Genomic DNA, 26,439 nt, shown 5'->3' with positions numbered 1-26,439 from the left:
GCACGATCATGGGTCGTTTAGCATTGTTGTTATTGACTGCCTGCCTGAGCGCCAGCGCCATGGCGGCCGATGTCATCAAGGGTGAGCGTCAGGAAACCTTTGGCGACGTCACGGTGCACTACAACACCTTCAACTCGACCTACCTGCAACCGGACATCGCCAAGGCGGCGGAGCTGATCCGCAGCAAGAATCAGGGCGTGATCAATGTCTCAGTGATCAAGGACGGCAAACCACTGATCGCCAGCGTCACCGGCACGGTCAAGGACCTGACCAGCCAGAGCGTGACCCTGAATTTCCGTCAGGTCACCGAACAGGGCGCGATCTACTACATCGCCCAGTATCCGGTTGAGCAGCAGGAAACCCGCACCTTTGAGATCAAGGTGCAAAACGGCGACAAGATCAACACCATCAATTTCAACCAAGAACTCTTTCCCGGCGAATGATGAACATCAAGCAGCTCGTACTGGCCAGCCATAACGCCGGCAAACTCAAAGAACTCCAGGCCATGCTCGGCGACTCGGTGCAACTGCGCTCGATTGGCGAATGGAGCAAGGTCGAGCCGGAAGAAACCGGTCTGTCGTTCGTCGAGAACGCGATCCTCAAGGCGCGCAATGCCGCACGCATTTCCGGGCTGCCGGCGCTGGCTGACGATTCCGGTCTGGCGGTGGATTTCCTTGGCGGTGCGCCGGGCATTTATTCGGCGCGTTATGCCGACGGCAAGGGCGATGCGGCGAACAATGCCAAATTGCTCGATGCACTGAAAGATGTGCCGGAAGCCGAGCGCGGTGCGCAGTTCGTCTGCGTGCTGGCATTGGTGCGTCACGCCGATGATCCGTTGCCGATTCTCTGCGAAGGCCTGTGGCACGGACGCATCCTGACCGCTGCCAGCGGCGAGCACGGTTTCGGTTATGACCCGCTGTTCTGGGTGCCGGAACGTGACGTGTCCAGCGCCGAACTGAGCCCGGCCGACAAGAACCAGATCAGCCACCGCGCCCGTGCAATGGATCTGCTGCGCCAGCGTCTGGGCTTGAAATGACCGGTGACTCCTCCGCGTCGTCGCTGATTGTCGGCGGCGCCGCTTCCTCGCCTCGGGCGCCATTGCCGACACTGCCGCCCTTGGCGCTGTACATTCACATCCCGTGGTGTGTACGCAAATGCCCTTATTGCGACTTCAACTCGCACACCGCCAGCCCGGTGCTGCCAGAGCAGGAATACGTCGACGCGCTGCTGGCCGATCTCGACCAGGATCTTCACGCTGTTTACGGCCGTGAAATCAGCTCGATCTTCTTTGGTGGCGGCACGCCGAGCCTGTTCAGCGCAGAAGCGCTTGGGCGTTTGCTCGAAGGTGTCGAGCAGCGTATTCCGTTTGCCGACGACATCGAAATCACTCTGGAAGCCAACCCCGGCACCTTCGAGCAAGAGAAGTTCGTCGCGTATCGCAAGCTGGGGATCAATCGCCTGTCGATCGGCATCCAGAGCTTCCAGCAGGAAAAACTCAAGGCGCTCGGACGGATTCACAACGGCGACGAAGCGGTACGCGCGGCCGGAATGGCACGTCAGGCCGGGTTCGATAACTTCAACCTCGACTTGATGCACGGCTTGCCCGATCAATCGCTGGACGATGCCTTGAGCGATCTGCGCCAGGCCATCGCACTGAATCCTACGCACATCTCTTGGTATCAACTGACGCTGGAACCGAACACGGTGTTCTGGAACCAGCCGCCAGTGCTGCCGGAAGACGACACGTTATGGGACATTCAAGAGGCCGGGCAGGCGCTGCTGGCCGAGCACGGTTATGCACAATACGAAGTGTCGGCCTATGCACAGGCTGGACGCCCGGCGCGACATAACCTCAATTACTGGAGTTTTGGCGACTTCATCGGCATCGGCGCGGGTGCGCACGGCAAGCTCAGCCACCCGGATGGGCGCATCGTGCGTACCTGGAAAACCCGTCTGCCGAAGGACTACCTCAACCCGGCAAAAAGCTTCCAAGCTGGCGAAAAAGCGCTGACCAACGACGAGATGCCGTTCGAGTTTCTGATGAACGCCTTGCGCCTGACCGCAGGCGTCGAGTCGCGCCTGTATCCGGAGCGTACCGGGCTGTCGCTGGAGAGCCTCGCCGAAGGCCGGGCAGCGGCAGAACAAAGCGGTCTGTTGCAGGTCGAACCGTCACGTCTGGCAGCCACCGAGCGCGGACAGCTGTTTCTCAACGACTTGCTGCAACAGTTTCTGAGCTGAGCCCAACTCTCAACTTCAGTCCCAAGGAAAAACCCATGGATTTGATACTCGACCTGCTCGCCACCGTCTCCCGCTGGAGCCGCAGCAACCTCTCGGAAATCGCCCTGGCGCTGGTCGGCTGCCTGCTGGTGCTGTTCGGCGCCGACTTCAAAAGCTGGGTCGAGCAGCGTCTGGGCAGCATCGCCGGCGCCTTGCGCGTGCCATTGATGTCGCTGCTGTGCGTGATCGGCAGCGGCGCGGCGCTGATTTACGCCACGCCGTGGGTGGTCAAGGGCTTGAGCCAGTTCAACAACTACAGCCTGGCGCCCGTCCTGCTGGTAGTCCTCGTGCTCATTGGCGTAGTCGCCGACCGCCGCTGATTCCGCAAATACCCTAAAACAACTGTGGGAGCGAGCTTGCTCGCGAATACGGTGTGTCAGTCAACATCAGTGTTGAATGAACATCCGCTTTCGCGAGCAAGCTCGCTCCCACAGGTTTTATTGCTTGATGCTTAGGCGAGTTTTTCGAACTTCAGATCCCATACGCCATGGCCAAGACGTTCGCCACGGCGTTCAAACTTGGTGATCGGGCGTTCGGCCGGGCGTGGCACGCACTTGCCGTCTTCGGCGAGGTTGCGGTAGCCCGGCGCGACGTTCATCACTTCCAGCATGTATTCGGCGTACGGTTCCCAGTCGGTGGCCATGTGCAGAATGCCGCCGACTTTCAACTTGCTGCGCACCAGTTCAGCGAACGAGGCCTGAACGATGCGACGCTTGTGGTGACGGCTCTTGTGCCATGGATCCGGGAAAAACAGCATCAGGCGATCAAGGCTGTTGTCGGCGATGCAACGGTTGAGCACTTCGATCGCGTCGCAATCGTAGACCCGCAGGTTGGTCAGGCCCTGAGTCAGCACGCCATTGAGCAGCGCGCCGACACCCGGGCGGTGCACTTCAACGCCGATGAAGTCCTGATCCGGTGCCGCCGCTGCCATTTCCAGCAGCGAGTGGCCCATGCCGAAACCGATCTCCAGCGAGCGCGGTGCCGAACGGCCGAACACTTGATCGTAATCCACCGGCGCGTCAGCCAGCGGCAGCACGAACAGCGGCGTGCCTTGATCCAGACCTTTTTGCTGGCCTTCGGTCATGCGCCCGGCGCGCATCACGAAACTCTTGATGCGGCGGTGTTGGCGCTCGTCGCCCTCTTCCGTCTGGATAGGCGTGTCGTTCGATTCAGTCATCAATGGCTCTTACTTGATCAGACCATCCAGCGGCGAGGAGGCGCTGGCATAGAGTTTTTTCGGCATACGGCCAGCGAGGTAGGCCAGACGGCCTGCAACGATGGCGTGTTTCATGGCTTCAGCCATCATCACCGGCTGCTGGGCGTGAGCGATGGCCGAGTTCATCAGCACCGCATCGCAACCCAGTTCCATGGCGATGGTTGCGTCGGACGCAGTGCCGACACCGGCATCGACCAACACGGGAATCTTGGCTTCTTCGAGGATGATCTGCAGGTTGTACGGGTTGCAGATCCCCAGACCGGAACCGATCAGGCCGGCCAGCGGCATCACCGCGATGCAGCCGATTTCCGCCAGTTGCCGGGCAATGATCGGGTCATCACTGGTGTAGACCATCACGTCGAAGCCTTCCTTGACCAGCGTTTCGGCGGCCTTGAGGGTTTCGATGACGTTAGGGAACAAGGTCTTCTGGTCAGCCAGCACTTCCAGCTTGACCAGATTGTGGCCGTCGAGCAGCTCACGGGCCAGGCGGCAGGTGCGCACGGCTTCGATGGCGTCGTAGCAACCGGCGGTGTTCGGCAGGAAGGTGTAGCGCTGCGGCGACAGCACGTCGAGCAGGTTCGGCTCGCCTTCGATCTGGCCCAGGTTGGTGCGGCGCACGGCGAAGGTGACGATCTCGGCACCCGAGGCTTCGATGGCCTGACGGGTTTCTTCCATGTCACGGTACTTGCCGGTACCGACCAGCAAACGCGACTGGTAAGTACGACCGGCCAGAACAAAAGGCTTGTCGCTGCGAACGATGCTCATGGGGAATCCTCTTTAAGGGTGAGGGTCTTGCAGAATTCTGTGCCCTCGCGGGCCGGGCGATCAGCCGCCGCCGATGGCGTGCACCACTTCGACGTTGTCACCGTCATTGAGCGTGGTGTCGGCATGCTGGCTGCGCGGAACGATATCCAGATTGAGCTCGACTGCCACCCGGCGTCCGGTCAGTTCCAGGCGGGTGATCAGGGCCGCAACGGTTTCACCGTCGGGCAGTTCAAGGGATTCGCCGTTCAATTGAATGCGCATGCGTAATGCCGCCATCATTTTTTGGGGCTGGCATTCTAGCCCGATCATGACCTAAAGGTCAGCACCAAGCGTCAAGCGGTTGGTTGCAAGCGCCAGGCGGCGAGCCCCAGGCATACCCAACCGGCCAGAAATGCCAGGCCGCCGAACGGGGTGATGATGCCAAGCTTGCTGATGCCGGTGGTGGTCAGCACGTACAGACTGCCTGAAAACAGCACAATACCAACGGTGAACGATACGCCCGCCCAAGCAACCAGCCGCCCCTGAATCTGCGTGGCCAACAGCGCTACACCAAACAACGCCAAGGTGTGCACCAGTTGATAGGTGACGCCTGTATGAAAAATCGTCAGGTACTCGGGTGTCAGGCGGTTTTTCAGGCCATGGGCGGCGAACGCACCCAGTGCAACACCGGTGAAACCGAAAAAAGCGGCCAGCATCAAAAAGCCACGCAGCATTGGGAACTCCAGTCAGACGCGATCGGCAGGGTCTGTATAATGGCCCGCTCCACCGGTTCGGCCAAGCCATCTCTATGCTGCGTACTATTTTCCGTCGTCTCACGAAGGCCCTGCTCTGGTTCGCGGGCGGCAGCATCTTGCTGGTGCTGGTGTTTCGCTTCGTGCCGCCGCCGGGCACGGCGCTGATGGTCGAGCGCAAAGTCGAATCCTGGGTCGATGGCGAGCCGATTGATCTGCAACGTACCTGGAAGCCGTGGGATGAGATTTCCGATGACCTCAAAGTCGCGGTCATGGCCGGTGAGGATCAGAAGTTTCCCGAGCATTGGGGCTTTGACTTCAGTGCGATTCAGGCAGCGCTCGCCCATAACGAACTGGGCGGCTCGATTCGCGGCGCCAGCACGCTGAGTCAGCAAGTGTCGAAAAACCTGTTCTTGTGGGCCGGTCGCAGCTATCTGCGCAAAGGCCTGGAAGCCTGGTTTACCGCGTTGATCGAGGTGTTCTGGCCCAAGCAGCGGATTCTTGAGGTGTACCTGAACAGCGTCGAGTGGGATGACGGGGTGTTTGGCGCCGAAGCCGCAGCCCGCCATCACTTTGGTGTGAGCGCGAAGTCGTTGTCACGGCAGCAGGCGAGTTATCTGGCGGCTGTTCTGCCCAATCCACGTGTGTGGAGCGCGAGCCATCCGACCGCTTATGTGTCGCGCCGGGCCGGGTGGATTCGCCAGCAGATGAGTCAGTTGGGTGGGGATAGCTATTTGCTGGGGCTCAACGATTCACGCCGGGCACCTTGGTCTGAATAACGCTGAAGATCCCCTGTGGGAGCGGGCTTGCCCGCGAATGCGGTGGATGATTCAGCAGTGGCGGTGACTGACACTCCGCTTTCGCGAGCAAGCTCGCTCCCACATGGATTTTGTGTGAAGCCTGAAATGAAAACGCCCCGATCATCGCTGATCGGGGCGTTTTTTATTGCCGAGGCGCCGGTTATGCGGCGATCGACAACTTGAGCTTGTTCATCGCGCTCTTCTCGAGCTGACGGATTCGCTCGGCCGACACGTTGTACTTCTGCGCCAGGTCGTGCAGCGTGGCTTTCTCTTCTGCCAGCCAGCGCTGGTAGAGGATGTCGCGGCTACGTTCGTCCAGCACTTCCAGCGCTTCGTGCAGGTTGTGGTTGGAGTTGTCGCTCCAGTCGGCATCTTCCAGTTGACGCGCCGGGTCGTACCGGTGGTCTTCCAGGTAGTTGGCCGGCGACTGGAAAGCGCTGTCGTCGTCGGCTTCAGCAGCCGGGTCGAAGGCCATGTCATGGCCGGTCAGGCGACTTTCCATCTCGCGCACTTCCCGCGGCTCGACGCCGAGGCTTTCCGCCACACGGTGTACTTCCTCGTTGTTCAGCCACGCCAGACGTTTCTTCTGGCTGCGCAGGTTGAAGAACAGCTTGCGCTGGGCCTTGGTGGTCGCGACCTTCACAATGCGCCAGTTGCGCAGGATGAACTCGTGAATTTCCGCCTTGATCCAGTGCACGGCGAACGACACCAGACGCACACCCATTTCCGGGTTGAAACGCTTCACGGCCTTCATCAGGCCGACGTTGCCTTCCTGGATCAGGTCAGCCTGAGCCAGACCGTAGCCGGAATAGCTACGGGCAATGTGTACGACAAAACGCAGGTGGGCGAGCACCATCTGCCGAGCCGCCCCCAAATCCTGCTCATAGTAGAGACTCTCGGCCAGTTCACGCTCCTGCTCCGGCGTCAGCAATGGAATGCTGTTGACGGTGTGCACGTAAGCTTCCAGGTTCGCACCCGGAACCAACGCATACGCAGGTTGCAAAGAATTGGTCATACGAAAAAACCTCCCACTTACATACTCGTGCCTCTCGGCACTGCGAAAAATTGACCGGGAATTCAAGTGCAAGTTCCCAAAAAAACCGCAAGGTCAATCACGCGCAAAAAAGATTCTACTTCGGCGCCAGCTCCCTGAGATGACGTGCGACTGCAATCCATGCACCGATATAACCCAACAGCACCGCGCCAAGCAAGAGCGACAGACCATCGGCAACTGGCACTCCGGCCAGCGCGAAATCACTGCCGTACAAGCCGGCCAGTCCAACCACCGCGTCGTTCAGCCAGTTCAGGCCGAACGCCAATACACCCCAGGACAACAGTCCCGCACCGAAGCCATACAACGCGCCCATATAAAGGAAGGGACGACGCACATAGCTGTCAGTGCCGCCGACGAGTTTAATCACTTCTATCTCGGTGCGGCGGTTTTCAATATGAAGACGAATGGTATTGCCTATCACCAAAAGTAATGCAGAAACCAAAAGCACCGTCAGACCGAAAACAAAACGGTCGCCAAGCTTGAGGATGGCAGCCAGACGCTCGACCCAGACTAGATCAAGTTGCGCCTGTTGTACCTTGGGCAGCTCGGAAAGTTTTTGTCTTAATGCTTCCAGGGTCGGCTTGTCGACTTCGTTCGGGGTGACCAGCACCACGCCCGGCAATGGGTTCTCCGGCAACTCACGCAGGGCTTCGCCCAACCCGGACTGTTGCTGGAACTCTTCCAGCGCCTGGTCACGGCCGACATATTCAGCATCAGCTACGCCGGGCATGCCTTTGATCTGCTCGCGCAGCGACTCGCCCTGCTCCGGGCTGGCGTCGAGTTGCAGATACAGCGAAATCTGCGCCGCACGCTGCCACGAACCGCCCAGACGCTCGACGTTGTTGAGCAACAGCGACAAGCCCATCGGCAGGCTCAGCGCCACAGCCATCACCATGCAGGTGAAGAAACTGCCGATCGGCTGTTTGCCCAGACGACGCAGGCTGTCGAGCAGGCTGGCGCGATGGCTTTCAATCCACGCACGGAATAGCGTGGCGAAGTCCGGACCATCGTCATCGTCGTGCTTTTTCTTCTTCGGCGGCTGCGGATCGGCGGCTTTTGGGGCCACGCGTTCGGAAACCTTCGGACTGCGTGTCGCACTCATTCGCCGGCCTCCCCGTCACCGATCAATCGGCCGCGTTGCAGGGTCAGCATGCGGTGACGCATGCGCGCGATCAGCGCCAGGTCGTGACTGGCGATCAGCACGCTGGTGCCCAGACGGTTGATGTCTTCGAACACGCCCATGATTTCCGCCGCCAGACGCGGGTCGAGGTTACCGGTCGGTTCGTCCGCCAGCAGCAAGGCCGGGCGGTGCACGATGGCGCGGGCAATGCCGACGCGCTGTTGCTGACCGGTGGACAGGTCGCCCGGGTACAGATCGGTTTTATCCGACAGCGCCACGCGCTCCAGCGCCGAATCGACGCGCTTGGCGATTTCAGCCTTGGACAGCCCGAGAATCTGCAGTGGCAAGGCGACGTTGTTGAACACCGTACGATCGAACAGCAACTGGTGATTCTGGAACACCACGCCGATCTGCCGGCGCAGAAACGGAATCTGCGCGTTGCTGATGGTGCTCAGGTCTTGCCCGGCCAACAGCAGTTTGCCGCTGGTCGGACGTTCCATCGCCAGCAACAGGCGCAACAAGGTGGATTTACCGGCACCGGAGTGGCCGGTGACAAACAAGAACTCGCCACGACGGACTCGAAAGCTCAGCTCATGCAAGCCGACGTGACCGTTCGGGTAGCGTTTACCGACCTGTTCGAAACGAATCATGAACGCTCCCGCTCGGCAAACAGTGCCTGGACAAAGGGTTCGGCTTCAAAGGTACGCAGATCGTCGATGCCTTCACCGACGCCGATGTAGCGAATCGGCAGGCCGAACTGCTTGGCCAGGGCGAAAATCACCCCGCCCTTGGCGGTGCCGTCGAGCTTGGTCAGCGCCAGACCGGTCAGTTCGACGGTCTGGTTGAATTGCTTGGCCTGGTTGATGGCGTTCTGGCCAGTACCGGCGTCGAGCACCAGCAACACTTCGTGCGGTGCGTCGGCGTCGAGCTTGCCAATCACCCGGCGAACCTTTTTCAGTTCTTCCATCAGGTTGTCTTTGGTGTGCAGACGGCCGGCAGTGTCAGCGATCAGTACGTCTATACCGCGGGCCTTGGCGGCCTGCACGGCGTCGAAGATCACCGAAGCCGAGTCGGCGCCGGTGTGCTGGGCGATCACCGGGATCTTGTTGCGCTCGCCCCAGACCTGCAGTTGCTCCACGGCAGCGGCGCGGAAAGTATCACCGGCGGCGAGCATGACTTTCTTGCCTTCCAGTTGCAGCTTCTTCGCCAGCTTGCCGATGGTGGTGGTTTTGCCGGCGCCGTTGACGCCCACCACCAGAATCACGAACGGCTTGTTCTGCGAGGCGATTTTCAGCGGTTGTTCGACCGGTTTGAGCATCGCGGCCAGCTCGGCCTGCAGGGATTTGTACAGCGCGTCGGCGTCGGCCAGCTCTTTGCGGGCGACCTTCTGAGTCAGGCGCTGGATGATTTGCGTGGTGGCTTCGACACCGACGTCGGCGGTCAGCAGACGGGTTTCGAGGTCATCGAGCAGATCGTCATCGATGGTTTTGCGGCCGAGGAACAGGCTGGCCATGCCCTCGCCGATGCTGGCGCTGGTTTTCGACAGGCCTTGCTTGAGGCGGGCGAAGAAACCGGCTTTGGTTTCTTCGGTGCGCGGGGCTTCGACGGGGGCCTCGGCGATCACTTCAACTGGAGTAACAGGAGCAGCGACAACCGGTGCAGGTGCAGGTGCAGGCTCGGGCTCGGGCTCGGGCTGTTGGACAACAGGCGCAACAAACACGGGCGCAACAGGCTCAGCAACAACCGGCGCAGGCTCGACAACCGGCTCAACCACTGGCGCCGGCGCCACTTCGGGAACAAACGCGGCAGGCGCAGGAATCACTGGCGTGACATGCGGCGCGTCTTCAACCAGTGCCACCGGCTCTTCCGCCACTGGCAAGGTCAACCATGGCTCAGCCACCGGCGTCAGCGGCAGTTCAGCCGCCACTGGCGCTTCTGGCTCAGGCTCAGGCTCAACCGGTTGCAACACCGGCTCGGCAATCGGCAGCACAATCGGTGCCGGTTCTTCTTCTATAACCGGAGCAGGTTGCGGCGCAGGCTCAGGAATCGCGGGCGGCTGTTCGACGACGGGTTCCTGCGGTTTCTTACGCAGCCATCCGAACAGGCTTTTCTTCTCGCCAGCCGCAGCTGGGGTCTTCTTGTCGTCGTTGGAACCAAACATGGAGGACGGCTATCTCACGGTAGCGACGCGCCATAAGGGCGCCCCGGCAAATAAATATTCGATGCAGAACAGACTGTGTTTCATCCAGCTTGTTCACGCGCAACATTTTGTCGAGGCGCCACAGGCACCTCAAAGGTCGATTAATACGAAGGACTGGAACGGCATCGTCGGCGAAAACGCAGAGTTTAGCTGACAAACTCAAAGCTTCTGCCGGGAACCCATACAACCTATCGACCGATCAGTGGCTTGATAGGCGTGGCCGCCAGTAAAACGGATCAGTATCCTAGCACCTCCTCGCCCGCCTAGGCTAAGACCAAGCGGGCAGCCCAACAGGTTAAAAAACGAATGAATGCTCTAGCCCGCCGCGCCGCAGGCCTGCTGCTCAGCACAGTCTGCCTGCCCCTTTCGGCCCTGGCGGCCGACCCGCAACCGACTCACGAATTCACCCTCGACAACGGCCTCAAGGTCGTCGTGCGCGAAGACCATCGCGCGCCGGTGGTGGTCTCGCAGGTCTGGTACAAGGTCGGCTCCAGCTACGAAACCCCGGGCCAGACCGGTCTGTCTCACGCGCTTGAGCACATGATGTTCAAGGGCAGCGAGAAAGTCGGCCCCGGCGAAGCGTCGCTGATCCTGCGCGATCTGGGCGCCGAAGAGAACGCCTTCACCAGCGACGACTTCACCGCCTATTACCAGGTGCTGGCCCGCGACCGTCTGGGCGTAGCATTCGAACTGGAAGCCGACCGCATGGCCAATCTGCGCCTGCCGGCCGACGAGTTCGCCAAGGAAATCGAAGTCATCAAGGAAGAGCGCCGCTTGCGCACTGATGACAAGCCGATGTCCAAGGCCTACGAACGCTATAAAGCCATGGCCTACCCGGCCAGCGGTTACCACACGCCGACCATCGGCTGGATGGCTGACCTCGACCGCATGAAGGTCGAAGAGCTGCGCCACTGGTACCAGTCCTGGTACGTGCCGAACAACGCCACGCTGGTGGTAGTCGGCGATGTGACCCCGGACGAAGTGAAAACCCTCGCCCAGCGCTACTTCGGCCCGATCGCCAAGCGTGACGTGCCACCGGCGAAAAAGCCGCTGGAACTGGCCGAACCCGGCGAACGCCAGATCACCTTGCACGTGCAGACGCAGCTGCCGAGCCTGATGCTCGGTTTCAACGTGCCGAGCATCGCCACCGCTGAAGACAAGCGCTCGGTCAACGCTCTGCGTCTGATCTCGGCGCTGCTCGACGGCGGTTACAGCGGGCGCATCCCGACACAACTGGAGCGCGGCGAAGAGCTGGTCTCCGGCGGTTCGTCGAATTACGACGCCTACACCCGTGGCGACAGCCTGTTCACCCTGTCGGCAACCCCGAACACGCAAAAGAAAAAGACCATGGCGCAAGCCGAGGCCGGCCTGTGGAAGCTGCTGGAACAGCTGAAAACCACCGCGCCGTCCGCCGCAGAACTGGAGCGCGTGCGTGCCCAAGTGATCGCTGGCCTGGTCTTCGAACGCGATTCGATCACCAGCCAGGCCACGGCGATTGGTCAACTGGAAACCGTCGGCCTGTCGTGGAAACTGATGGACACCGAACTCGCCGATCTGGAAAGCGTGACCCCGCAAGACATCCAGAACGCCGCCAAGCTGTATTTCACCCGCGAACGTCTCAGCGTCGCCCACGTCCTGCCACTGGAGACGACTCATGAGTGAGCGCAAATCCCCACGCCTGCTGCTCGGCCTGATCGCCGTGGCGGTGATCGGCTCTGCCGCGTTCTACCTGATCCCAAGTGCCGAGAGCAAAGCCAGCGAAGCACTGGATAACGCCAAAACCAGCCAGAAGCTGCAATCGCTGGCCGAACTCGACGGCAAGGCCCCGGCCAGCCGCAAGCTCGACGTGCAAACCTGGAACACCGCCGAAGGCGCCAAGGTGCTGTTCGTCGAAGCCCACGAACTGCCAATGTTCGACATGCGCCTGATCTTTGCCGCTGGCAGCAGCCAGGATGGCAGCGCGTCAGGTCTGGCGGTGCTGACCAACGCGATGCTCAACGAAGGTGTCGCCGGTAAAGACGTCGGCGCCATCGCTCAAGGCTTCGAAGGCCTGGGTGCGGATTTCGGCAACGGTGCCTTCAAGGACATGGCGCTGGCTTCGTTGCGCAGCCTGAGTGCCGCCGACAAGCGTGAGCCTGCCTTGAAGCTGTTCTCGGAAGTCATCGGCAAACCGACCTTCCCGGCCGACTCGTTCGCGCGCATCAAAAATCAGATGCTCGCCGGTTTCGAATACCAGAAACAGAACCCCGGCAAACTCGCCAGCCTTGAGCTGATGAAGCGTCTGTACGGCGATCACCCGTACGCGCACTCGAGCGACGGCAATCCGCAAAGCGTGCCGAAGATCACCCTCGCGCAATTGCGTGAATTCCACGCCAAGGCCTACGCGGCTGGCAACGTGGTGATTGCATTGGTCGGCGATTTGTCTCGCGCGGAAGCCGAGGCGATTGCCAATCAGGTTTCCGGTGCACTGCCCAAAGGCCCGGCGCTGGCGAAGATCGCTCAGCCGCAGGAACCGAAAGCCAGCACCCACCACATCGAGTTCCCGTCGAAGCAGACCAATCTGATGCTCGCGCAACTGGGCATCGACCGTGACGATCCGGATTACGCGGCGCTGTCGATGGGCAACCAGATCCTCGGTGGTGGCGGTTTCGGCACGCGCCTGATGAGCGAAGTCCGTGAGAAACGTGGCCTGACCTACGGCGTGTACTCGGCCTTCAGCCCGATGCAGGCGCGTGGCCCGTTCATGATCAACCTGCAGACCCGCGCGGAAATGAGCGAGGGCACCCTGAAACTGGTGCAGGACGTACTCGCCGACTACCTGAAAACCGGGCCGACGCAGAAAGAACTCGACGACGCCAAGCGCGAACTGGCCGGCAGCTTCCCGCTGTCCACCGCGAGCAATGCCGATATCGTCGGCCAACTCGGGGCGATGGGCTTCTATAATCTGCCGTTGAGCTACCTGGACGACTTCATGCGTCAGTCGCAAAGCCTGACCGTGGAACAAGTCCGCGACGCCCTGAACAAACACCTGAGCACGGACAAAATGGTCATCGTCACCGCGGGTCCAACCGTGCCGCAAAAGCCGTTACCGGCCCCATCTGATAAACCTGCCGAGCAACCGCTCGGGGTTCCGGAGCATTAATGGCAACTCGAGCACCCAAAAAACCTGCGCAAAACGTTCACAACGGTGTGAACCAGTTGCGCATCATTGGCGGCCAATGGCGCAGCCGCAAGCTGAGTTTCCCCGACGCGCCGGGCCTGCGCCCGACGCCGGATCGCGTGCGTGAAACCCTGTTCAACTGGCTGGCACCGTACGTTGAAGGGGCCAAAGTGCTCGACCCGTTCGCCGGCAGCGGCGCGCTGTTTCTCGAAGCGCTGTCGCGTGGCGCGGCCATGGGCCAGGCGCTGGATGCCAGCAACATTGCCGTCTCCAGCCTGAAAGAGCACCTCGGCACCCTGCGCTGCACCAACGGTCAAGTGCAGACCGCCGACGCCCTGCGTTATCTGGAAACCCAGACCGCCAGCGCGTTCGATCTGGTGTTCCTCGACCCGCCGTTCAATCAGAACCTGTTGCCAGCCGTTTGCACCCTGCTGGAAGAACGCCAGTGGCTGGCGGATGACTCGTGGATCTACACTGAAAGCGAAACCGCGCCGTCGACGCTAGGCCTGCCGGGCAACTGGCGCCTGCACCGCGAGCAGAAATCCGGGCGGGTTTATTACGCGCTGTGGCAGCGCAGCGCCTGAAACACGGCTGAAAGTGCGGTAGATAGTTACAGCACATCGCCCAATGAAGATCGTCACAGTGGTTGCCGCAACCTGCGTTAACCACTGAGGACACTTCTCGTATGGACACATTCTGCAGCCGGATGCTGCTTTTTCTCTGCCTGGCGCCCTTGATCGCGCTGGCCGCCCCTGCCCCGCCAACTCACGCGTTTACCCTGGACAACGGCCTACAGATCCTCGTGCGGGAAGATCATCGCGCGCCGCTGGTCACCTCTCACCTGCTGTTCAAGGTCGGCTCCAGCGACGAGGCACCGGGGCAGACCGGGCTCTCGCACATCCTCGAACACATGCTCTACAAAGGCAGCAGCAAAACCTGCGCCGACGAAGCCTCGGCGATTCTGCAAGCGCTGGGTGCAGAAGAAAACGCTTTCACCACCGAAGATGCCACGGCATATCACCAGACACTGGCGCCACGCTATCTGGGGGTGACGTTCGAATTGATGGCTGACCTGATGTCCACCGCCGCCCTGCGCAGCGAAAATCTGACAGCGGAAATGGCCGTGATCCGCGAAGAACGTCATCTGCGTGTTGACGACAATGGCGCCGCACGCGCATTGGAACGCTTCACCGCCATCGCCCAGCTCGCCAGTAGCTCACGCACGCCCGTGATCGGCTGGATGCATGATTTGCATCGCGTCAACGACGCCGAACTTCGGCGCTGGTATGAAACCCGGTATGCCCCAGGCAATGCCGTGCTGGTGATTGTTGGCGATGTCACGCTGGCGCAGGTCAAACCGTTGGCCGAACGTTACTTCGGCGTGCTCGCCAAGCGTCACGTTCCGCGCCTGCTCAGGCCCGTGGAACTGGAAAGTCCCGGCGAGCGCAAGTTGACCTTGCGTGTCTCGACACACACACCTCGCCTGCTCATGGCATTCAACGTTCCGGGAATGGCCACGGCGAAAGACCCACACACCGTACATGCCTTGCGGCTGATCAATATGCTGCTGGCCGGTTCCAATAGCGCACGCCTGCAGAAACGCCTGCAATTCGCCGAACAACTGTTCAGCAAGGTCGACAGTCATTACGAAGACCTGACGCGCGGTGACACGCTGTTGCTATTGACCGCAGAACTGGCTGATCCGGCCATCACTGACCTCGATGCCGCGCAAGCACGCATCTGGCGACTGATCGAGGAACTGCACGCCACCGCGCCGACCCTGGAAGACCTAGAGCGCGCCCGCACCCAACTGATCGCGCGGCACGTTTATGCACAGGACTCGATCGAGCAACAGGCCACTGAGTTGGCGACCCTGCGCAGCATCGATCTGCCCTGGAACCTGAGGGATCAAGACGCTGAAGCACTCAAACAAGTGACCCCGGAGGATATTCGCCAGGTCGCCGCGACCTGGTTGACCCGCGAACGCTTGAGCGTCGCCCACGTCCACGTGGAGAAGCCCCATGAATAAACTTTCCTGCCTCGTGCTGCTCGGCGCCGGGCTGATCCCGCTGGCGTCCGCCGATGATCAGAACCTGCCCGCGCCGACAGCTCATTTACAATCGCTGCTGGAGCTGAAAGCCCCGGCAACCGCGCCACGTGCGCTGACCATCAAAGGCTGGAAAACCCTGTCGGGCAGCAAAGTATTGTTCATCCGCACCACCGAGTTACCGATGTTCGATGTCCACATCAGCTTCGCTGCAGGCAGCGCCCGCGATAGCGCTATGGCGGGGCTCGCGACGGCAACGTTTGGCATGCTCACTGAGGGCGTGCCCGGCAAGGATCAGGCCGCCATCGCCGAAACCTTTGACAGCCTGGGTGCAGAACTGAACATGGAGATCGACCACGCGCGCGCCACGTTCTCGTTGCGCAGCCTGAGCGATCCGGCAAAAAGCACCCCGGCCCTAAACCTGCTGACGCAGATCGTCGGTGAGCCGCTGCTCAGCGAAGAACGTCTGAGCCCTATTAAAAACGAACTGCGCGCTGAACTGGCTTTTCAGCAAGACGATGCCGGCCATTTGAGCAAGCAACGGATCAAGACCCTGCTGGCCCCGAACAGTCCTTATTCGCATCCGGTCTACGGCACCGAGCAGGGCCTGGCAGCTATCACTCACTCGGCCGTGCGCAATTTCCATCAACAGCACTATGTTGCGCAGACTGCGCAAATCACCCTGGTAGGCGACCTGACGCTGGAACAGGCAAAAGCGTTCAGCCTGCAGATCAGCAACGCCTTGCCCGCCGCAGGCGAACCGGCAACCGTCACCGCCTCCGTGTCGCCAGCGCCAGACCCTGTCGTGGGCAGTCATATCGAACGTGCGCAGCAACAGACTCACCTGCTGCTCGCGCAGCCCATCGTGCCGCGCGGGCACGCCGATTACGTTGCGCTGTACGCCGCCAACCTGATTCTGGGCGGCACCCACAACAGTCGCCTGATGAAAGAACTGCGCTACAAACACGGCCTGGTGTATGAGGCGAGCAGTGAAATCGAAGAGTGGGCGCAAGGCAGCCTGCTGACCATCACCCTGCAAACCGGCGCGCAGTTCAGTGTGGGCACAGAGACGTTGCTGCGTTCTCTGCTCAGCGATTTTGTGCGTGACGGGCCGACCGCAGAGGAGCTCGATCAACTCAAGCGCAGGCTGGCCGACATGAGCGCAATGAGCAGTGCCAGCAACCGGCAGATAGTGGCCAGACTGGTGAAAATCAATCGCCATGACTTACCGCTCGATCTGGACTACACCGCACAACAGGTGCAGCGACTGAGCCTCGAAGACATTCGGCAAGCCCTGAACAAACATGTGGCCGCAGACGGTTGGCAAGTGGTGACGGTGGGGGCCACTGTCGAGCAACTGCCACTGCCGCCTGTCAGTGCACCGTCCGATCCAACCGACCAGCACAGGTGTCGCGTCAATCCGGGCTTTGTGGCAAGTTAGCGTCTTTCACTGAAAGCGGCGGCGCCCGTTGCGCCTGCCGCTTTGCGCAAGACCTGTCGAGATTTGCCGTGCAACCACCGTCCCTGATGCCCAGCCCCCGCTTCACTCCGGCCTTCGGCCTGGGCAACCCGCATCTACAAACGTTATGGGGCCCGTTGTGGCGCAAAACCGTGCACCTGGAGCGCGAACGAGAACGCTTGTGGCTCGAGGATGGCGATTTTCTCGACCTCGACTGGCACGGCCCGCACACGGCGCAGGCGCCGTTGGTGTTAGTGCTGCATGGGCTCACCGGTTCCTCCAATTCGCCTTATGTAGCGGGCATCCAGAAGTCACTGGCTGATCAAGGCTGGGCCAGTGTTGCGTTGAACTGGCGCGGCTGCTCTGGCGAACCGAATTTGCTGCCGCGCAGCTATCACTCCGGCGCCAGCGAAGACCTTGCCGAAACCATCAAGCACCTGCGCGCCAAACGCCCGCTGGCGCCGTTGTATGCCGTCGGCTATTCGCTGGGCGGTAACGTGCTGCTCAAATATCTCGGGGAAACCGGCAGCGCCAGCGGTGTACTCGGTGCAGTGGCGGTGTCGGTGCCGTTTCGTCTTGATCAATGCGCCGATCGTATCGGCCTGGGATTCTCCAAGGTCTATCAAGCGCACTTCATGCGCGAGATGGTCGCCTACATCAAGAACAAGCAACGGCAATTCCAGCATGACGGGCGCAAGGACGGTCTGGCAGCATTGGCGGCGCTTGGCTCACTGGAAAACATGCGCACGTTCTGGGATTTCGATGGCCGGGTCACTGCGCCATTGCACGGTTTTGATGATGCCGAGGATTACTATCGGCGGGCTTCGAGTCGCTATTTCCTCGGCGAAATCCGCACGCCAACCCTGATCATTCAAGCCGCGGATGATCCGTTCGTGTTCCCCCACAGCTTGCCGTCGGCCAGTGAGCTGTCGACCTCGACCGCATTTGAATTGCAGGCACGCGGCGGGCACGTTGGCTTCGTCGATGGCTCGCTGCGTCAGCCCGGTTACTACCTGGAGCGACGCATCCCGCAATGGCTGGCCCGCGTGCCCGCATGAGCGGTCAGGGCGAGTCGATCCGCTTCTGGCAAACCGCGCCGCTGGCCGGGGTCGAGTTGTTGTCGGCGCGCTACATCGAGCAGCGTTTCGCCCCGCATGTGCACGACGGCTTCGTGATCGGCATGATCATGGCCGGTGCCCAGCGTTACCGTTATCGCGGCGCCGAACATCTGGCCGGCAGCGGCACGTTGGTGCTGATCAATCCGGATGAACTGCACACCGGACACAAAGGTACCGAGGACGGCTGGCTATACCGGGCGTTTTATCCCGACACTTCACAGATCGTTTCGCTGCTGGATGAACTGGAACTGTCCACCAGCAATCTGCCGGCGTTCGGCGCCACGCTGTATCGCGATGCGGATCTGGTCAACGGGTTTGCGCAACTGCACCGTTTGCTGGAAAGCCCGGCCAGTGCGCTGCAACAGCAAACGGTGTGGCGCGAAATGATGCTGTTGCTGTTGCAGCGTCACGCGGCAGTGCCGGTTCCCGGTCGGGCCGGCAAGGAACACCGCGCGGTGTTGCTGGGCAAGGAATTGCTACACGCGCAACTGTCCGCGCCGCCATCGCTGGAAGAACTCGCAGCGGCGGTCAATCTGTCGCCGTTCCACTTCGCCCGGGTGTTCCGCCGCGCGACCGGCATGCCGCCACACACTTGGCTGATGCAGCAACGCATCGCCCAGGCGCGGGCGCTGTTGCAGCACGGCTGTCTTCCAGTGGAGGTCGCCACGCAATTGGGCTTCGCCGACCAGAGCCATTTGAGCCGACAGTTCAAGCAGGCTTATGGCGTAGGACCCGCTGCGTATCGCAGTGCCCGACAGACTCCCTCAGACACCCCATAACCAATGTGGGGGGATTTGTATTGGTTATTCGCCGGTGGCGATGCCGCGAGCCGGCTCGTTGATCCACTCACTCCACGACCCGGCATACAACGAACCCAACGGATAACCCGCCAGACACAGCGCAAACAGGTTATGACACGCCGTCACCCCGGAGCCGCAATACGCCACCAGATCCGCCGGTGAGCGCTCGCCAAGCTTCGCCGCAAAACGCTGCTTGAGCTGATCGGCCGGCAGGAATCGCCCGTCACCGCCCAGGTTGTCGGTGAACGCCGCGCATTGCGCGCCGGGAATATGCCCGGCCACCGGATCAATCGGCTCCACTTCCCCCTTGAAGCGCGGCAACGCCCGGGCATCGATCAGCGTCAGCGCCGGCTGGCCGAGGCGCTGCTGCAATTGCTCGGCGCTGAGCAGCAGGCTCATATCTGCCTGGCCATTGAAGTTGCCCGGGATAATCGTCGGCGCATCCAGACTCAGCGGCAGACCCGCCGCGTGCCAGGCCTTGAGGCCGCCATCGAGAATAAACACGCCGTCGCGCTTGCCCAGCCACGCCAGCAACCACCATGCGCGCGCCGCGAAGGCACCCGGACCGTCGTCATACAAAACCACGTCGCTGTCATCGTTGATGCCCCACGCTTGCAGGCGCTCGATCAGCGCCGCCGGCTCTGGCAATGGATGCCGCCCGGTCACGCCCTTGACCACTTTGCCGCTGAGGTCACGCTCAAGGTCAGCGAAACTTGCCCCGGCAATATGCCCTTCGGCGTAGCTGCGCTGACCGTAATCCGGGTCTTCGAGGGCAAAACGACAATCGAGAATCACCAGCCCAGGCTGTTCCTTGCGGGCATCCAGTGCTGGCGGGCTGATCAACTGCGCAATCGGCATAACGAGCTCCTGTGGAGTTGCAACGGGAATGGTTACTTTACGTCTTCGAGCGCCTGGGCCAAGGGTACGTAGAACTCGTCGAACAGCGCGTTGACCTCGTCTCGCGCCTGCTCGGTGACAAAACCGGCCTCCAGCACCAGCACTTGATACACGCCGCGTTTAACAGCCTGCTCACTGAGGTGATTGGAGTTCTCGCGGGTGGTGCACAGAAAGCGTACCCACGAGGTCAGGATGATCCAGGCATTGAGGGTCAGGGATTCGATCTGTACACGGTCCATTTTCAGGATACCGGCGGCGACAAAACCTTCGTAGATCGCCGCGCCCTGAATCACGCAGCGCTGGGAAAAGCGCCGATAACGCGCGGCCAGTTCGGCGTCGCTGTCGAGCAGGTGTTCGAGATCGCGGTGCAGAAAGCGGTAACGCCACATCGCCGAGAGCAGTTCCTTGAGATAGAAACGCTTGTCTTCGACCGTCGCGGCGCGCCCCTGCGGCGGGCGCAGAAAGCTGTCCACCAAGGCTTCGTACTCACTGAACAGCACGGCGATGATCGCCTGCTTGTTCGGGAAGTGGTAGTACAAATTGCCCGGAGAAATCTCCATGTGGGCCGCAATGTGGTTGGTGCTGATGCTGCGCTCGCCCTGCTGATTGAACAGCTCGAGACTGTTCTGAACGATGCGCTCGCTGGTTTTTATTCGTGGGGCCATGGCTTGAGCTTTAATTCAGAGTGCGGTGACTGGCATCTTACGACCTATCCGGAAATGGATAAAACAAAGCTGCGCGAGGAAGTCATTTGACTTTATAGAGCATAGACTCTAAAAAGTCCTCACTACAATAAAACCGGAGCCTTTGATGACTGCCGACATTGCTTACCTGCAAACGCTGCAACAGCCACTCGAAGCGCTCGACCGGTTGTTCGCCGCGCAACGCGCCGCGTATGCCGCCAACCCGATGCCGCCTGCCGCTCAGCGCCAGCAGTGGCTGAAAAGCCTGCGTGATTTGCTCAGCAGCGAGCGCCAGGCGTTGATCGAGGCCATCAGTGCGGATTTCAGTCATCGCAGTGCCGACGAAACCCTGCTCGCCGAATTGATGCCGAGTCTGCATGGCATTCATTACGCCAGCCGCCATCTCAAGCGCTGGATGAAAGCCTCGCGGCGCAAAGTCGGCGTCGCCTTCCAGCCCGCCTCGGCAAAGGTGATTTACCAGCCGTTGGGCGTGGTCGGCGTCATCGTGCCGTGGAATTATCCGTTGTATCTGGCCATCGGACCGCTGGTCGGGGCATTGGCAGCGGGCAATCGGGTAATGCTCAAACTCAGCGAATCGACCCCGGCCACCGGAATGTTGCTCAAGCAATTGCTGGCGCGGGTGTTCCCCGAAGACCTGGTCTGCGTGGTGCTCGGCGAGGCTGACGTCGGCGTGGCCTTCTCGCGCCTGCCCTTCGATCATCTGCTGTTCACCGGCTCGACCAGCGTCGGCAAGCACGTGATGCGCGCCGCAGCTGAAAACCTTACGCCCGTCACCCTGGAACTGGGCGGCAAATCCCCGGCGATCGTCTCCCGCGATGTGCCGCTGAAGGACGCCGCTGAGCGTATCGCCTTCGGTAAAACCCTGAACGCCGGACAAACCTGCGTCGCGCCCGATTACGTGTTGGTACCGGAAGACCGCGTCGGCGCTTTCGTCGAAGCCTATCGCCAGGCCGTGCAGAGTTTTTACCCGAGCCTCGCCGACAATCCGGATTACACGGCGATCATCAACGAACGCCAACTGGCGCGCCTCAACGGTTACATCAGCGATGCGACCAGCAAGGGCGCGTTGTTGATTCCGCTGTTCGAGCAAGGCCAGGGGCGGCGCATGCCGCACAGTGTGTTGTTGAATGTCAGCGACGAGATGACCGTGATGCAGGACGAGATCTTCGGCCCGTTGCTGCCGATCGTGCCGTATCAGGATTTGCAGCAGGCATTTGCTTACATCAATCAGCGGCCACGTCCTCTGGCTCTTTACTACTTCGGCTACGACAAACGTGAACAGAATCGCGTGCTGCACGAAACCCACTCTGGCGGCGTGTGCCTGAACGACACCTTGCTGCATGTGGCGCAGGACGATATGCCGTTCGGTGGCATCGGCCCGTCGGGCATGGGTCACTACCACGGTCACGAAGGTTTTCTGACGTTCAGCAAGGCCAAGGGCGTATTGATTAAACAGCGCTTCAACGCCGCCAAACTGATTTACCCGCCGTACGGCAAATCGATTCAGAGACTGATCCAGAAGCTGTTCATTCGCTAACGTTCGTCACCGCCGGGTAATAACAACAATGCACCCAAGCCTGACCGAAACACCTGCCCTGTCGCGCCGTGGCCTGCTGAAATTCAGCCTCGGCGCCACCGCGTTTCTTGCCACCGCCGGGCTCGGCGCCAGCCTCAGTGGCTGCTCGTCGAGCGTTGCCGCCAATGGTTTCAGCACGCTGCGTGACGGCGATCTGCTGTTTTTACGCGCATTGATTCCGGTAATGCTCGACGGCGCCGTGACGGCCGAGCAAATGCCGAGTTCAGTTGAAGACACGCTGAAATCGCTGGACTACAGCCTCGATCACCTGTCGCCGGAAATGCTCAAGCTCACCCGGCAACTGTTCGACGTGCTGGGCATGGCGGTGACACGCGGACCGCTCACCGGGATCTGGGGCAGTTGGGAAAATGCCAGCCCCGAGGCGATGCGCAATTTCCTCGAGCGCTGGGAAAACAGCTCGTTGAGCCTGCTGCGCATGGGGCATAGCTCGTTGCAGCAGATGGTGATGATGGCCTGGTACACCCGCGCAGAGTCGTGGGCGCATTGCGGTTATCCCGGCCCGCCTACCGTTTGAGATAGGCGTAGCTCCGTTCGCGAGCAGGCTCGCTCCCACAGGGGCAAGCCGCCACACCTTGCATCCAAAAATAATAAAGAGAACCTGACCGATGCCCGTACCCGACCCGTTCCGCGAAGGCCTCGCCCGAGGCTGGAAAACCTACAACGGCGCGCAACTCACCGACGACCTGACCCTTGAAGCCGACGTGGCCATCATCGGCAGCGGCGCGGGCGGTGGCACCACCGCTGAAATTCTCAGCGCCGCTGGCTACAAAGTCCTGCTGATCGAAGAAGGCCCGCTGAAAACCAGCTCCGACTTCAAAATGCTCGAAGACAAGGCCTACAGCAGCCTCTATCAGGAAGGCATCGGTCGCATGAGCAAGGACGGCGCGATCACCATCCTGCAGGGGCGCGCGGTCGGCGGCACGACGCTGATCAACTGGACATCGAGCTTTCGCACGCCCGAACCGACGCTTGAACACTGGGCCAGGGAGCACAACGTCAAAGGCCACAGTGCCGCCGAGATGGCGCCGTGGTTCGAAAAAATGGAACAGCGCCTCGGCGTTGCGCCGTGGATGGTGCCGCCCAACGCCAACAACGACGTGATCCGCAAAGGCTGTGAGCAACTCGGCTACAGCTGGCACGTGATCCCGCGCAACGTGCGCGGCTGCTGGAACCTCGGTTACTGCGGCATGGGCTGCCCGACCAACGCCAAGCAATCGATGATGGTCACGACCATTCCGGCGACGCTGGAAAAGGGTGGCGAGCTGCTCTATCTGGCCCGCGCAGAAAAACTGCTGATCAACGGCGATCAGGTGACCGGCCTGCACTGCGTGGCAATGGATGAACGCTGCGTTGCCCCGACCGGGCGCACCATCACCGTCAAGGCGCGGCATTACGTGCTGGCCGGCGGTGGCATCAACAGCCCGGCACTGTTGCTGCGTTCGGACGCCCCGGACCCGCATAAAAACCTGGGAAAACGCACCTTCCTGCACCCGGTGAACATGTCCGCCGCGCGCTTTGACGACGTCATCAACCCGTTTTACGGGGCGCCGCAGTCGATCTATTCCGACCATTTCCAGTGGAAGGACGGCACCACCGGGCCGATGGCTTTCAAACTGGAAGTGCCGCCGCTGCACCCGGCGCTGGCGGCCACGCTGCTCGGTGGCATTGGTGAAGAAAGTGCGCAACACATGGCTGACCTGCCGCACACCCACGCCATGCTGGCCTTGCTGCGCGACGGTTTTCACCCGGACAGCACCGGTGGCGCAGTCGAATTACGTGGCGATGGTTCGCCGGTGCTCGACTATCAGGTTTCACCCTACGCCTGGGAAGGCCTGCGCCGGGCCTTTCACGTCATGGCCGAAATCCAGTTCGCCGGCGGCGCGAAATCGGTGATGCCGATGCACGCCGACGCGCATTACGTGAAAACCCTGGCTGAAGCGCGCACGCAGATCGACGGTTTGAGCCTTGAGTTGTATCGCACACGCTTGGGCAGCGCCCACGTCATGGGCGGTTGCGCGATGGGCGAAGAGCCGAAAAATGCCGTCACCGACAGCCTCGGCCGCCATCATCAATTGGCGAATCTGTCGATTCACGATGGCTCGCTATTCCCCACCAGCATCGGCGCCAACCCGCAGTTGTCGGTGTATGGTCTGACGGCGCAATTGGCGACTGCCCTCGCCGATCGACTGAGAAACCCGTGAAAAAACCGATTATTCGCGTCGTCTATAGTGCTTTCTTACCCAACAGGCGACTTGGCCGACCGGGACGGCTGCGATACCATCCGACTCCCCAACGGACTCCCGCCAGGACGACGCGATGAACCGAGTGTTGTACCCAGGTACCTTCGACCCTATTACCAAGGGCCATGGCGATCTGGTCGAACGCGCCTCGCGCCTGTTCGATCACGTGATTATTGCGGTCGCTGCCAGCCCGAAGAAAAACCCGCTGTTCCCGCTGGAACAACGGGTCGAACTGGCTCGCGAGGTCACCAAACACCTGCCGAACGTCGAAGTGGTCGGCTTTTCGACGCTGCTGGCGCATTTTGCCAAAGAGCAGAACGCCAATGTGTTCCTGCGTGGTCTGCGCGCGGTGTCGGACTTCGAATACGAATTCCAGCTGGCCAACATGAACCGCCAGTTGGCCCCGGATGTCGAGAGCCTGTTTCTCACCCCATCCGAGCGTTATTCGTTCATTTCCTCGACGCTGGTGCGGGAAATTGCCGCGCTGGGCGGCGATATCAGCAAGTTCGTTCACCCGGCCGTGGCTGACGCGCTGACTCTGCGCTTCAAGAAGTAACGACCGTTCAAACGGCGCCCGCGTGCACTGCGGGCGCCAATGCGGCACAATTGCGCGCATTGGTTTATAGCGCCCGGGCCTGCCGCCCCGGCTGGAGTTAGCATGTCCCTGATCATCACCGACGATTGCATCAACTGCGACGTCTGCGAACCCGAGTGCCCGAACGCCGCCATTTCCCAAGGCGAAGAGATCTACGTGATCGACCCGAACCTGTGCACACAGTGCGTCGGCCACTACGACGAACCGCAGTGCCAGCAGGTCTGCCCGGTGGATTGCATTCCACTGGACGAGGCGCATCCGGAGACTGAAGAACAGTTGATGGAAAAGTACCGCATCATCACCGGCAAGGCCTGATCCGCCGGATTTGTAGCGCTCTTTCGGGCCTCTTCGCGAGCAAGCTCGCTCCCACATTTGAAATGCATTCCAATGTGGGAGCGAGCTTGCTCGCGAAAGGGCCATCAGCCACACAGCAAAACCCTGACCAGCTCACTCACGCTGCTCAAACCCCTCCCCGATACACCCCAGACACCGCACAAACGCTGCCTTCGCCGGATCCACCACCAGCGCTTGCCCCGCATCGCCGATCCCGCCACCCAGCGCGGTAAACGGCAACGACACGACAAACGCTCCCGCACCGATCACCGTCGCCACCACCAATAGAGGTCGGGCAATCAGCAAATCGCCGATCATCGCGTAGGCCGGGGGATTCTGGATGGTGTAGCGCGGATCACCGCTGCCATTTTCCGTGGCCTGAACAGCCAGACTGGAACACAGCAGCAGCGCAACAACGAGGACTTGCAAGGACTTCATGGCACGATCCTTCGGGCTGAACAGTGAGACAACTCACTATAGACCGTAGGACCTTTTCAGCTTTTTGCCTCAGCTCTGACAGCGCGGGCAGAACACACTGGCGCGCTGCCCCAGCTTCACTTCACGCAGCCCGGTGCCGCAGACCTTGCAATGTTCGCCGCCACGGCCATAAACAAACAGTTCCTGCTGGAAATAGCCCGGCTGGCCGTCACCACCGATGAAATCACGCAACGTGGTACCACCGCGCTCAATGGCGGCGGCCAGAATACGTTTGATCTCGATCGCCAGCTTCAGATAGCGCCCCCGGGAAATCCCTCCGGCCTCGCGGCGCGGATCGATTCCGGCGGCAAACAACGCTTCGGTCGCATAGATATTGCCGACCCCGACCACCACCGCGTTATCCATGATGAACGGCTTGACCGCCATCGAGCGCCCGCGCGACAGCTGGAACAGGCGCTCACCATCGAACAGATCGGTCAGCGGCTCCGGGCCAAGGCGAATCAGCAATTCATGATTGAGCGGATCATTGCTCCACAGCATCGCGCCGAACCGTCGTGGGTCGGTGTAACGCAGCGCCAGCCCCGACTCCAGTTCGATATCGACATGTTCATGCTTGAGCGCCGGCAAACCGACTTCGACCAGACGCAAATTGCCCGACATGCCCAAATGACTGATCAACGTGCCCACCTCGGCATTGATCAACAGATACTTGGCGCGCCGTTCGACCAGCACGATGCGCTGCCCTGACAGGCGCACATCGAGGTCTTCGGGAATCGGCCAGCGCAGCCGCCGATCGCGCACGATGACCCGGCTGACTCGCTGGCCTTCCAGGTGCGGAGCAATCCCGCGACGGGTGGTTTCGACTTCCGGCAGTTCAGGCATGGCGTC

General features: G+C 61.0%; 30 protein-coding genes. 18 read left to right on the top strand and 12 right to left on the bottom strand.

The window, feature by feature from the left end; translation table 11 throughout:
* Positions 1 to 8: 8 nt before the first annotated feature.
* The 4 genes from WA225_RS26420 to WA225_RS26405 are packed head-to-tail and all read left to right on the top strand — an operon-like array spanning position 9 to position 2,597.
* Positions 9 to 443, top strand: coding sequence for a DUF4426 domain-containing protein (locus WA225_RS26420; RefSeq protein ID WP_422610244.1), 435 nt, complete (start codon positions 9 to 11; stop codon positions 441 to 443).
* Positions 440 to 1,036, top strand: a complete 597-nt coding sequence (rdgB, locus tag WA225_RS26415) for an RdgB/HAM1 family non-canonical purine NTP pyrophosphatase (RefSeq protein WP_064116272.1) — start codon at positions 440 to 442, stop codon at positions 1,034 to 1,036. Before WA225_RS26420 ends, rdgB begins: the two co-directional genes overlap by 4 nt.
* Positions 1,033 to 2,238, top strand: a complete 1,206-nt coding sequence (gene hemW, locus WA225_RS26410; RefSeq protein ID WP_422610243.1) for a radical SAM family heme chaperone HemW — start codon at positions 1,033 to 1,035, stop codon at positions 2,236 to 2,238. Before rdgB ends, hemW begins: the two co-directional genes overlap by 4 nt.
* A gap of 35 nt (positions 2,239 to 2,273) precedes the next feature.
* Positions 2,274 to 2,597, top strand: a complete 324-nt coding sequence (locus WA225_RS26405) for a DUF3392 domain-containing protein (RefSeq protein WP_422610242.1) — start codon at positions 2,274 to 2,276, stop codon at positions 2,595 to 2,597.
* A 131-nt stretch (positions 2,598 to 2,728) separates the two neighbouring features.
* Here the strand turns inward: WA225_RS26405 and trmB are convergent, their stop codons facing one another.
* From trmB to WA225_RS26385, 4 genes are all read right to left on the bottom strand, one after another.
* Positions 2,729 to 3,454 carry a tRNA (guanosine(46)-N7)-methyltransferase TrmB gene (gene trmB, locus WA225_RS26400; RefSeq protein WP_283438471.1) on the bottom strand — a complete coding sequence of 242 codons (726 nt, stop codon included), beginning with the start codon at positions 3,452 to 3,454 and terminating at the stop codon, positions 2,729 to 2,731.
* A gap of 9 nt (positions 3,455 to 3,463) precedes the next feature.
* A complete protein-coding gene (locus WA225_RS26395; RefSeq protein ID WP_016983239.1) occupies positions 3,464 to 4,258 on the bottom strand; it encodes a thiazole synthase in 795 nt (264 codons plus the stop codon).
* A gap of 60 nt (positions 4,259 to 4,318) precedes the next feature.
* Positions 4,319 to 4,519, bottom strand: coding sequence for a sulfur carrier protein ThiS (gene thiS, locus WA225_RS26390; protein WP_122604433.1), 201 nt, complete (start codon positions 4,517 to 4,519; stop codon positions 4,319 to 4,321).
* Positions 4,520 to 4,590: 71 nt separating this feature from the next.
* A complete protein-coding gene (locus tag WA225_RS26385) occupies positions 4,591 to 4,971 on the bottom strand; it encodes a DUF423 domain-containing protein (RefSeq protein WP_422610241.1) in 381 nt (126 codons plus the stop codon).
* A 74-nt stretch (positions 4,972 to 5,045) separates the two neighbouring features.
* On the opposite strand from WA225_RS26385, the gene mtgA reads away from it, so the two are divergent.
* Positions 5,046 to 5,768 carry a monofunctional biosynthetic peptidoglycan transglycosylase gene (mtgA, locus tag WA225_RS26380; RefSeq protein WP_422610240.1) on the top strand — a complete coding sequence of 241 codons (723 nt, stop codon included), beginning with the start codon at positions 5,046 to 5,048 and terminating at the stop codon, positions 5,766 to 5,768.
* A gap of 181 nt (positions 5,769 to 5,949) precedes the next feature.
* Here the strand turns inward: mtgA and rpoH are convergent, their stop codons facing one another.
* From rpoH to ftsY, 4 genes are all read right to left on the bottom strand, one after another.
* On the bottom strand, positions 5,950 to 6,804 hold the full coding sequence (gene rpoH, locus WA225_RS26375; protein ID WP_003229146.1) for an RNA polymerase sigma factor RpoH: 855 nt from the start codon (positions 6,802 to 6,804) through the stop codon (positions 5,950 to 5,952).
* Between the two features lie 115 nt (positions 6,805 to 6,919).
* Positions 6,920 to 7,945, bottom strand: coding sequence for a permease-like cell division protein FtsX (gene ftsX, locus WA225_RS26370; protein ID WP_064116278.1), 1,026 nt, complete (start codon positions 7,943 to 7,945; stop codon positions 6,920 to 6,922).
* Complete coding sequence (gene ftsE, locus WA225_RS26365) at positions 7,942 to 8,613, bottom strand: cell division ATP-binding protein FtsE (RefSeq protein ID WP_008065082.1); 672 nt, start codon at positions 8,611 to 8,613, stop codon at positions 7,942 to 7,944. Before ftsE ends, ftsX begins: the two co-directional genes overlap by 4 nt.
* Positions 8,610 to 10,124 carry a signal recognition particle-docking protein FtsY gene (gene ftsY, locus WA225_RS26360; protein ID WP_422610239.1) on the bottom strand — a complete coding sequence of 505 codons (1,515 nt, stop codon included), beginning with the start codon at positions 10,122 to 10,124 and terminating at the stop codon, positions 8,610 to 8,612. Before ftsY ends, ftsE begins: the two co-directional genes overlap by 4 nt.
* Between ftsY and WA225_RS26355 the strand changes: the two genes are divergently transcribed.
* From WA225_RS26355 to WA225_RS26320, 8 genes are all read left to right on the top strand, one after another.
* Positions 10,123 to 10,317 carry a hypothetical protein gene (locus WA225_RS26355; protein ID WP_025112092.1) on the top strand — a complete coding sequence of 65 codons (195 nt, stop codon included), beginning with the start codon at positions 10,123 to 10,125 and terminating at the stop codon, positions 10,315 to 10,317. The two genes, ftsY and WA225_RS26355, sit on opposite strands and share 2 nt — an antisense overlap.
* Positions 10,318 to 10,469: 152 nt before the next feature.
* On the top strand, positions 10,470 to 11,825 hold the full coding sequence (locus WA225_RS26350; protein WP_422610238.1) for a M16 family metallopeptidase: 1,356 nt from the start codon (positions 10,470 to 10,472) through the stop codon (positions 11,823 to 11,825).
* Entirely contained in the window at positions 11,818 to 13,305 is a 1,488-nt protein-coding gene (locus tag WA225_RS26345) for a M16 family metallopeptidase (protein ID WP_422610237.1), read from the top strand. Before WA225_RS26350 ends, WA225_RS26345 begins: the two co-directional genes overlap by 8 nt.
* Positions 13,305 to 13,907 carry a 16S rRNA (guanine(966)-N(2))-methyltransferase RsmD gene (gene rsmD / locus WA225_RS26340; RefSeq protein ID WP_422610236.1) on the top strand — a complete coding sequence of 201 codons (603 nt, stop codon included), beginning with the start codon at positions 13,305 to 13,307 and terminating at the stop codon, positions 13,905 to 13,907. The genes WA225_RS26345 and rsmD overlap by 1 nt, the downstream gene beginning before the upstream one ends.
* A gap of 101 nt (positions 13,908 to 14,008) precedes the next feature.
* Positions 14,009 to 15,352 (top strand): M16 family metallopeptidase, encoded by a 1,344-nt coding sequence (locus WA225_RS26335; RefSeq protein ID WP_422610235.1) that lies wholly within the window; start codon positions 14,009 to 14,011, stop codon positions 15,350 to 15,352.
* Positions 15,345 to 16,811: a M16 family metallopeptidase gene (locus WA225_RS26330; RefSeq protein ID WP_422610234.1), complete on the top strand. Its 1,467-nt coding sequence runs from the start codon at positions 15,345 to 15,347 to the stop codon at positions 16,809 to 16,811. The genes WA225_RS26335 and WA225_RS26330 overlap by 8 nt, the downstream gene beginning before the upstream one ends.
* An 86-nt stretch (positions 16,812 to 16,897) precedes the next feature.
* Positions 16,898 to 17,887, top strand: coding sequence for a hydrolase (locus tag WA225_RS26325; protein WP_422610386.1), 990 nt, complete (start codon positions 16,898 to 16,900; stop codon positions 17,885 to 17,887).
* Positions 17,884 to 18,726 (top strand): AraC family ligand binding domain-containing protein, encoded by an 843-nt coding sequence (locus tag WA225_RS26320; protein ID WP_422610385.1) that lies wholly within the window; start codon positions 17,884 to 17,886, stop codon positions 18,724 to 18,726. The genes WA225_RS26325 and WA225_RS26320 overlap by 4 nt, the downstream gene beginning before the upstream one ends.
* Before the next feature lie 24 nt (positions 18,727 to 18,750).
* Here the strand turns inward: WA225_RS26320 and WA225_RS26315 are convergent, their stop codons facing one another.
* Together WA225_RS26315 and WA225_RS26310 are read right to left on the bottom strand one after the other, a co-directional pair.
* Positions 18,751 to 19,605 (bottom strand): sulfurtransferase, encoded by an 855-nt coding sequence (locus tag WA225_RS26315; RefSeq protein ID WP_422610233.1) that lies wholly within the window; start codon positions 19,603 to 19,605, stop codon positions 18,751 to 18,753.
* Between the two features lie 32 nt (positions 19,606 to 19,637).
* Positions 19,638 to 20,309, bottom strand: coding sequence for a TetR/AcrR family transcriptional regulator (locus WA225_RS26310; protein ID WP_422610232.1), 672 nt, complete (start codon positions 20,307 to 20,309; stop codon positions 19,638 to 19,640).
* Positions 20,310 to 20,454: 145 nt separating this feature from the next.
* Here WA225_RS26310 and WA225_RS26305 point away from each other — a divergent pair, with 145 nt between their 5' ends.
* From WA225_RS26305 to WA225_RS26285, 5 genes are all read left to right on the top strand, one after another.
* Positions 20,455 to 21,885 (top strand): coniferyl aldehyde dehydrogenase, encoded by a 1,431-nt coding sequence (locus WA225_RS26305; protein ID WP_422610231.1) that lies wholly within the window; start codon positions 20,455 to 20,457, stop codon positions 21,883 to 21,885.
* Positions 21,886 to 21,913: 28 nt separating this feature from the next.
* Positions 21,914 to 22,459, top strand: a complete 546-nt coding sequence (locus WA225_RS26300; protein ID WP_422610230.1) for a twin-arginine translocation pathway signal protein — start codon at positions 21,914 to 21,916, stop codon at positions 22,457 to 22,459.
* A gap of 91 nt (positions 22,460 to 22,550) precedes the next feature.
* Positions 22,551 to 24,146, top strand: a complete 1,596-nt coding sequence (locus WA225_RS26295; protein ID WP_422610229.1) for a GMC family oxidoreductase N-terminal domain-containing protein — start codon at positions 22,551 to 22,553, stop codon at positions 24,144 to 24,146.
* Positions 24,147 to 24,261: 115 nt separating this feature from the next.
* A complete protein-coding gene (gene coaD / locus WA225_RS26290) occupies positions 24,262 to 24,741 on the top strand; it encodes a pantetheine-phosphate adenylyltransferase (protein ID WP_003229157.1) in 480 nt (159 codons plus the stop codon).
* A gap of 102 nt (positions 24,742 to 24,843) precedes the next feature.
* Positions 24,844 to 25,095, top strand: a complete 252-nt coding sequence (locus WA225_RS26285; protein WP_038358877.1) for a YfhL family 4Fe-4S dicluster ferredoxin — start codon at positions 24,844 to 24,846, stop codon at positions 25,093 to 25,095.
* Positions 25,096 to 25,227: 132 nt separating this feature from the next.
* Here the strand turns inward: WA225_RS26285 and WA225_RS26280 are convergent, their stop codons facing one another.
* A complete protein-coding gene (locus WA225_RS26280; RefSeq protein ID WP_422610228.1) occupies positions 25,228 to 25,551 on the bottom strand; it encodes a multidrug transporter in 324 nt (107 codons plus the stop codon).
* A gap of 69 nt (positions 25,552 to 25,620) precedes the next feature.
* On the bottom strand, positions 25,621 to 26,433 hold the full coding sequence (gene mutM / locus WA225_RS26275) for a bifunctional DNA-formamidopyrimidine glycosylase/DNA-(apurinic or apyrimidinic site) lyase (RefSeq protein ID WP_007913582.1): 813 nt from the start codon (positions 26,431 to 26,433) through the stop codon (positions 25,621 to 25,623).
* Positions 26,434 to 26,439 lie beyond the last annotated feature (6 nt).

Source organism: Pseudomonas sp. (assembly GCF_049300855.1).
In the GTDB taxonomy this organism is placed as follows: domain Bacteria; phylum Pseudomonadota; class Gammaproteobacteria; order Pseudomonadales; family Pseudomonadaceae; genus Aquipseudomonas.
This window is presented reverse-complemented; position numbering and strand designations above follow the sequence as displayed.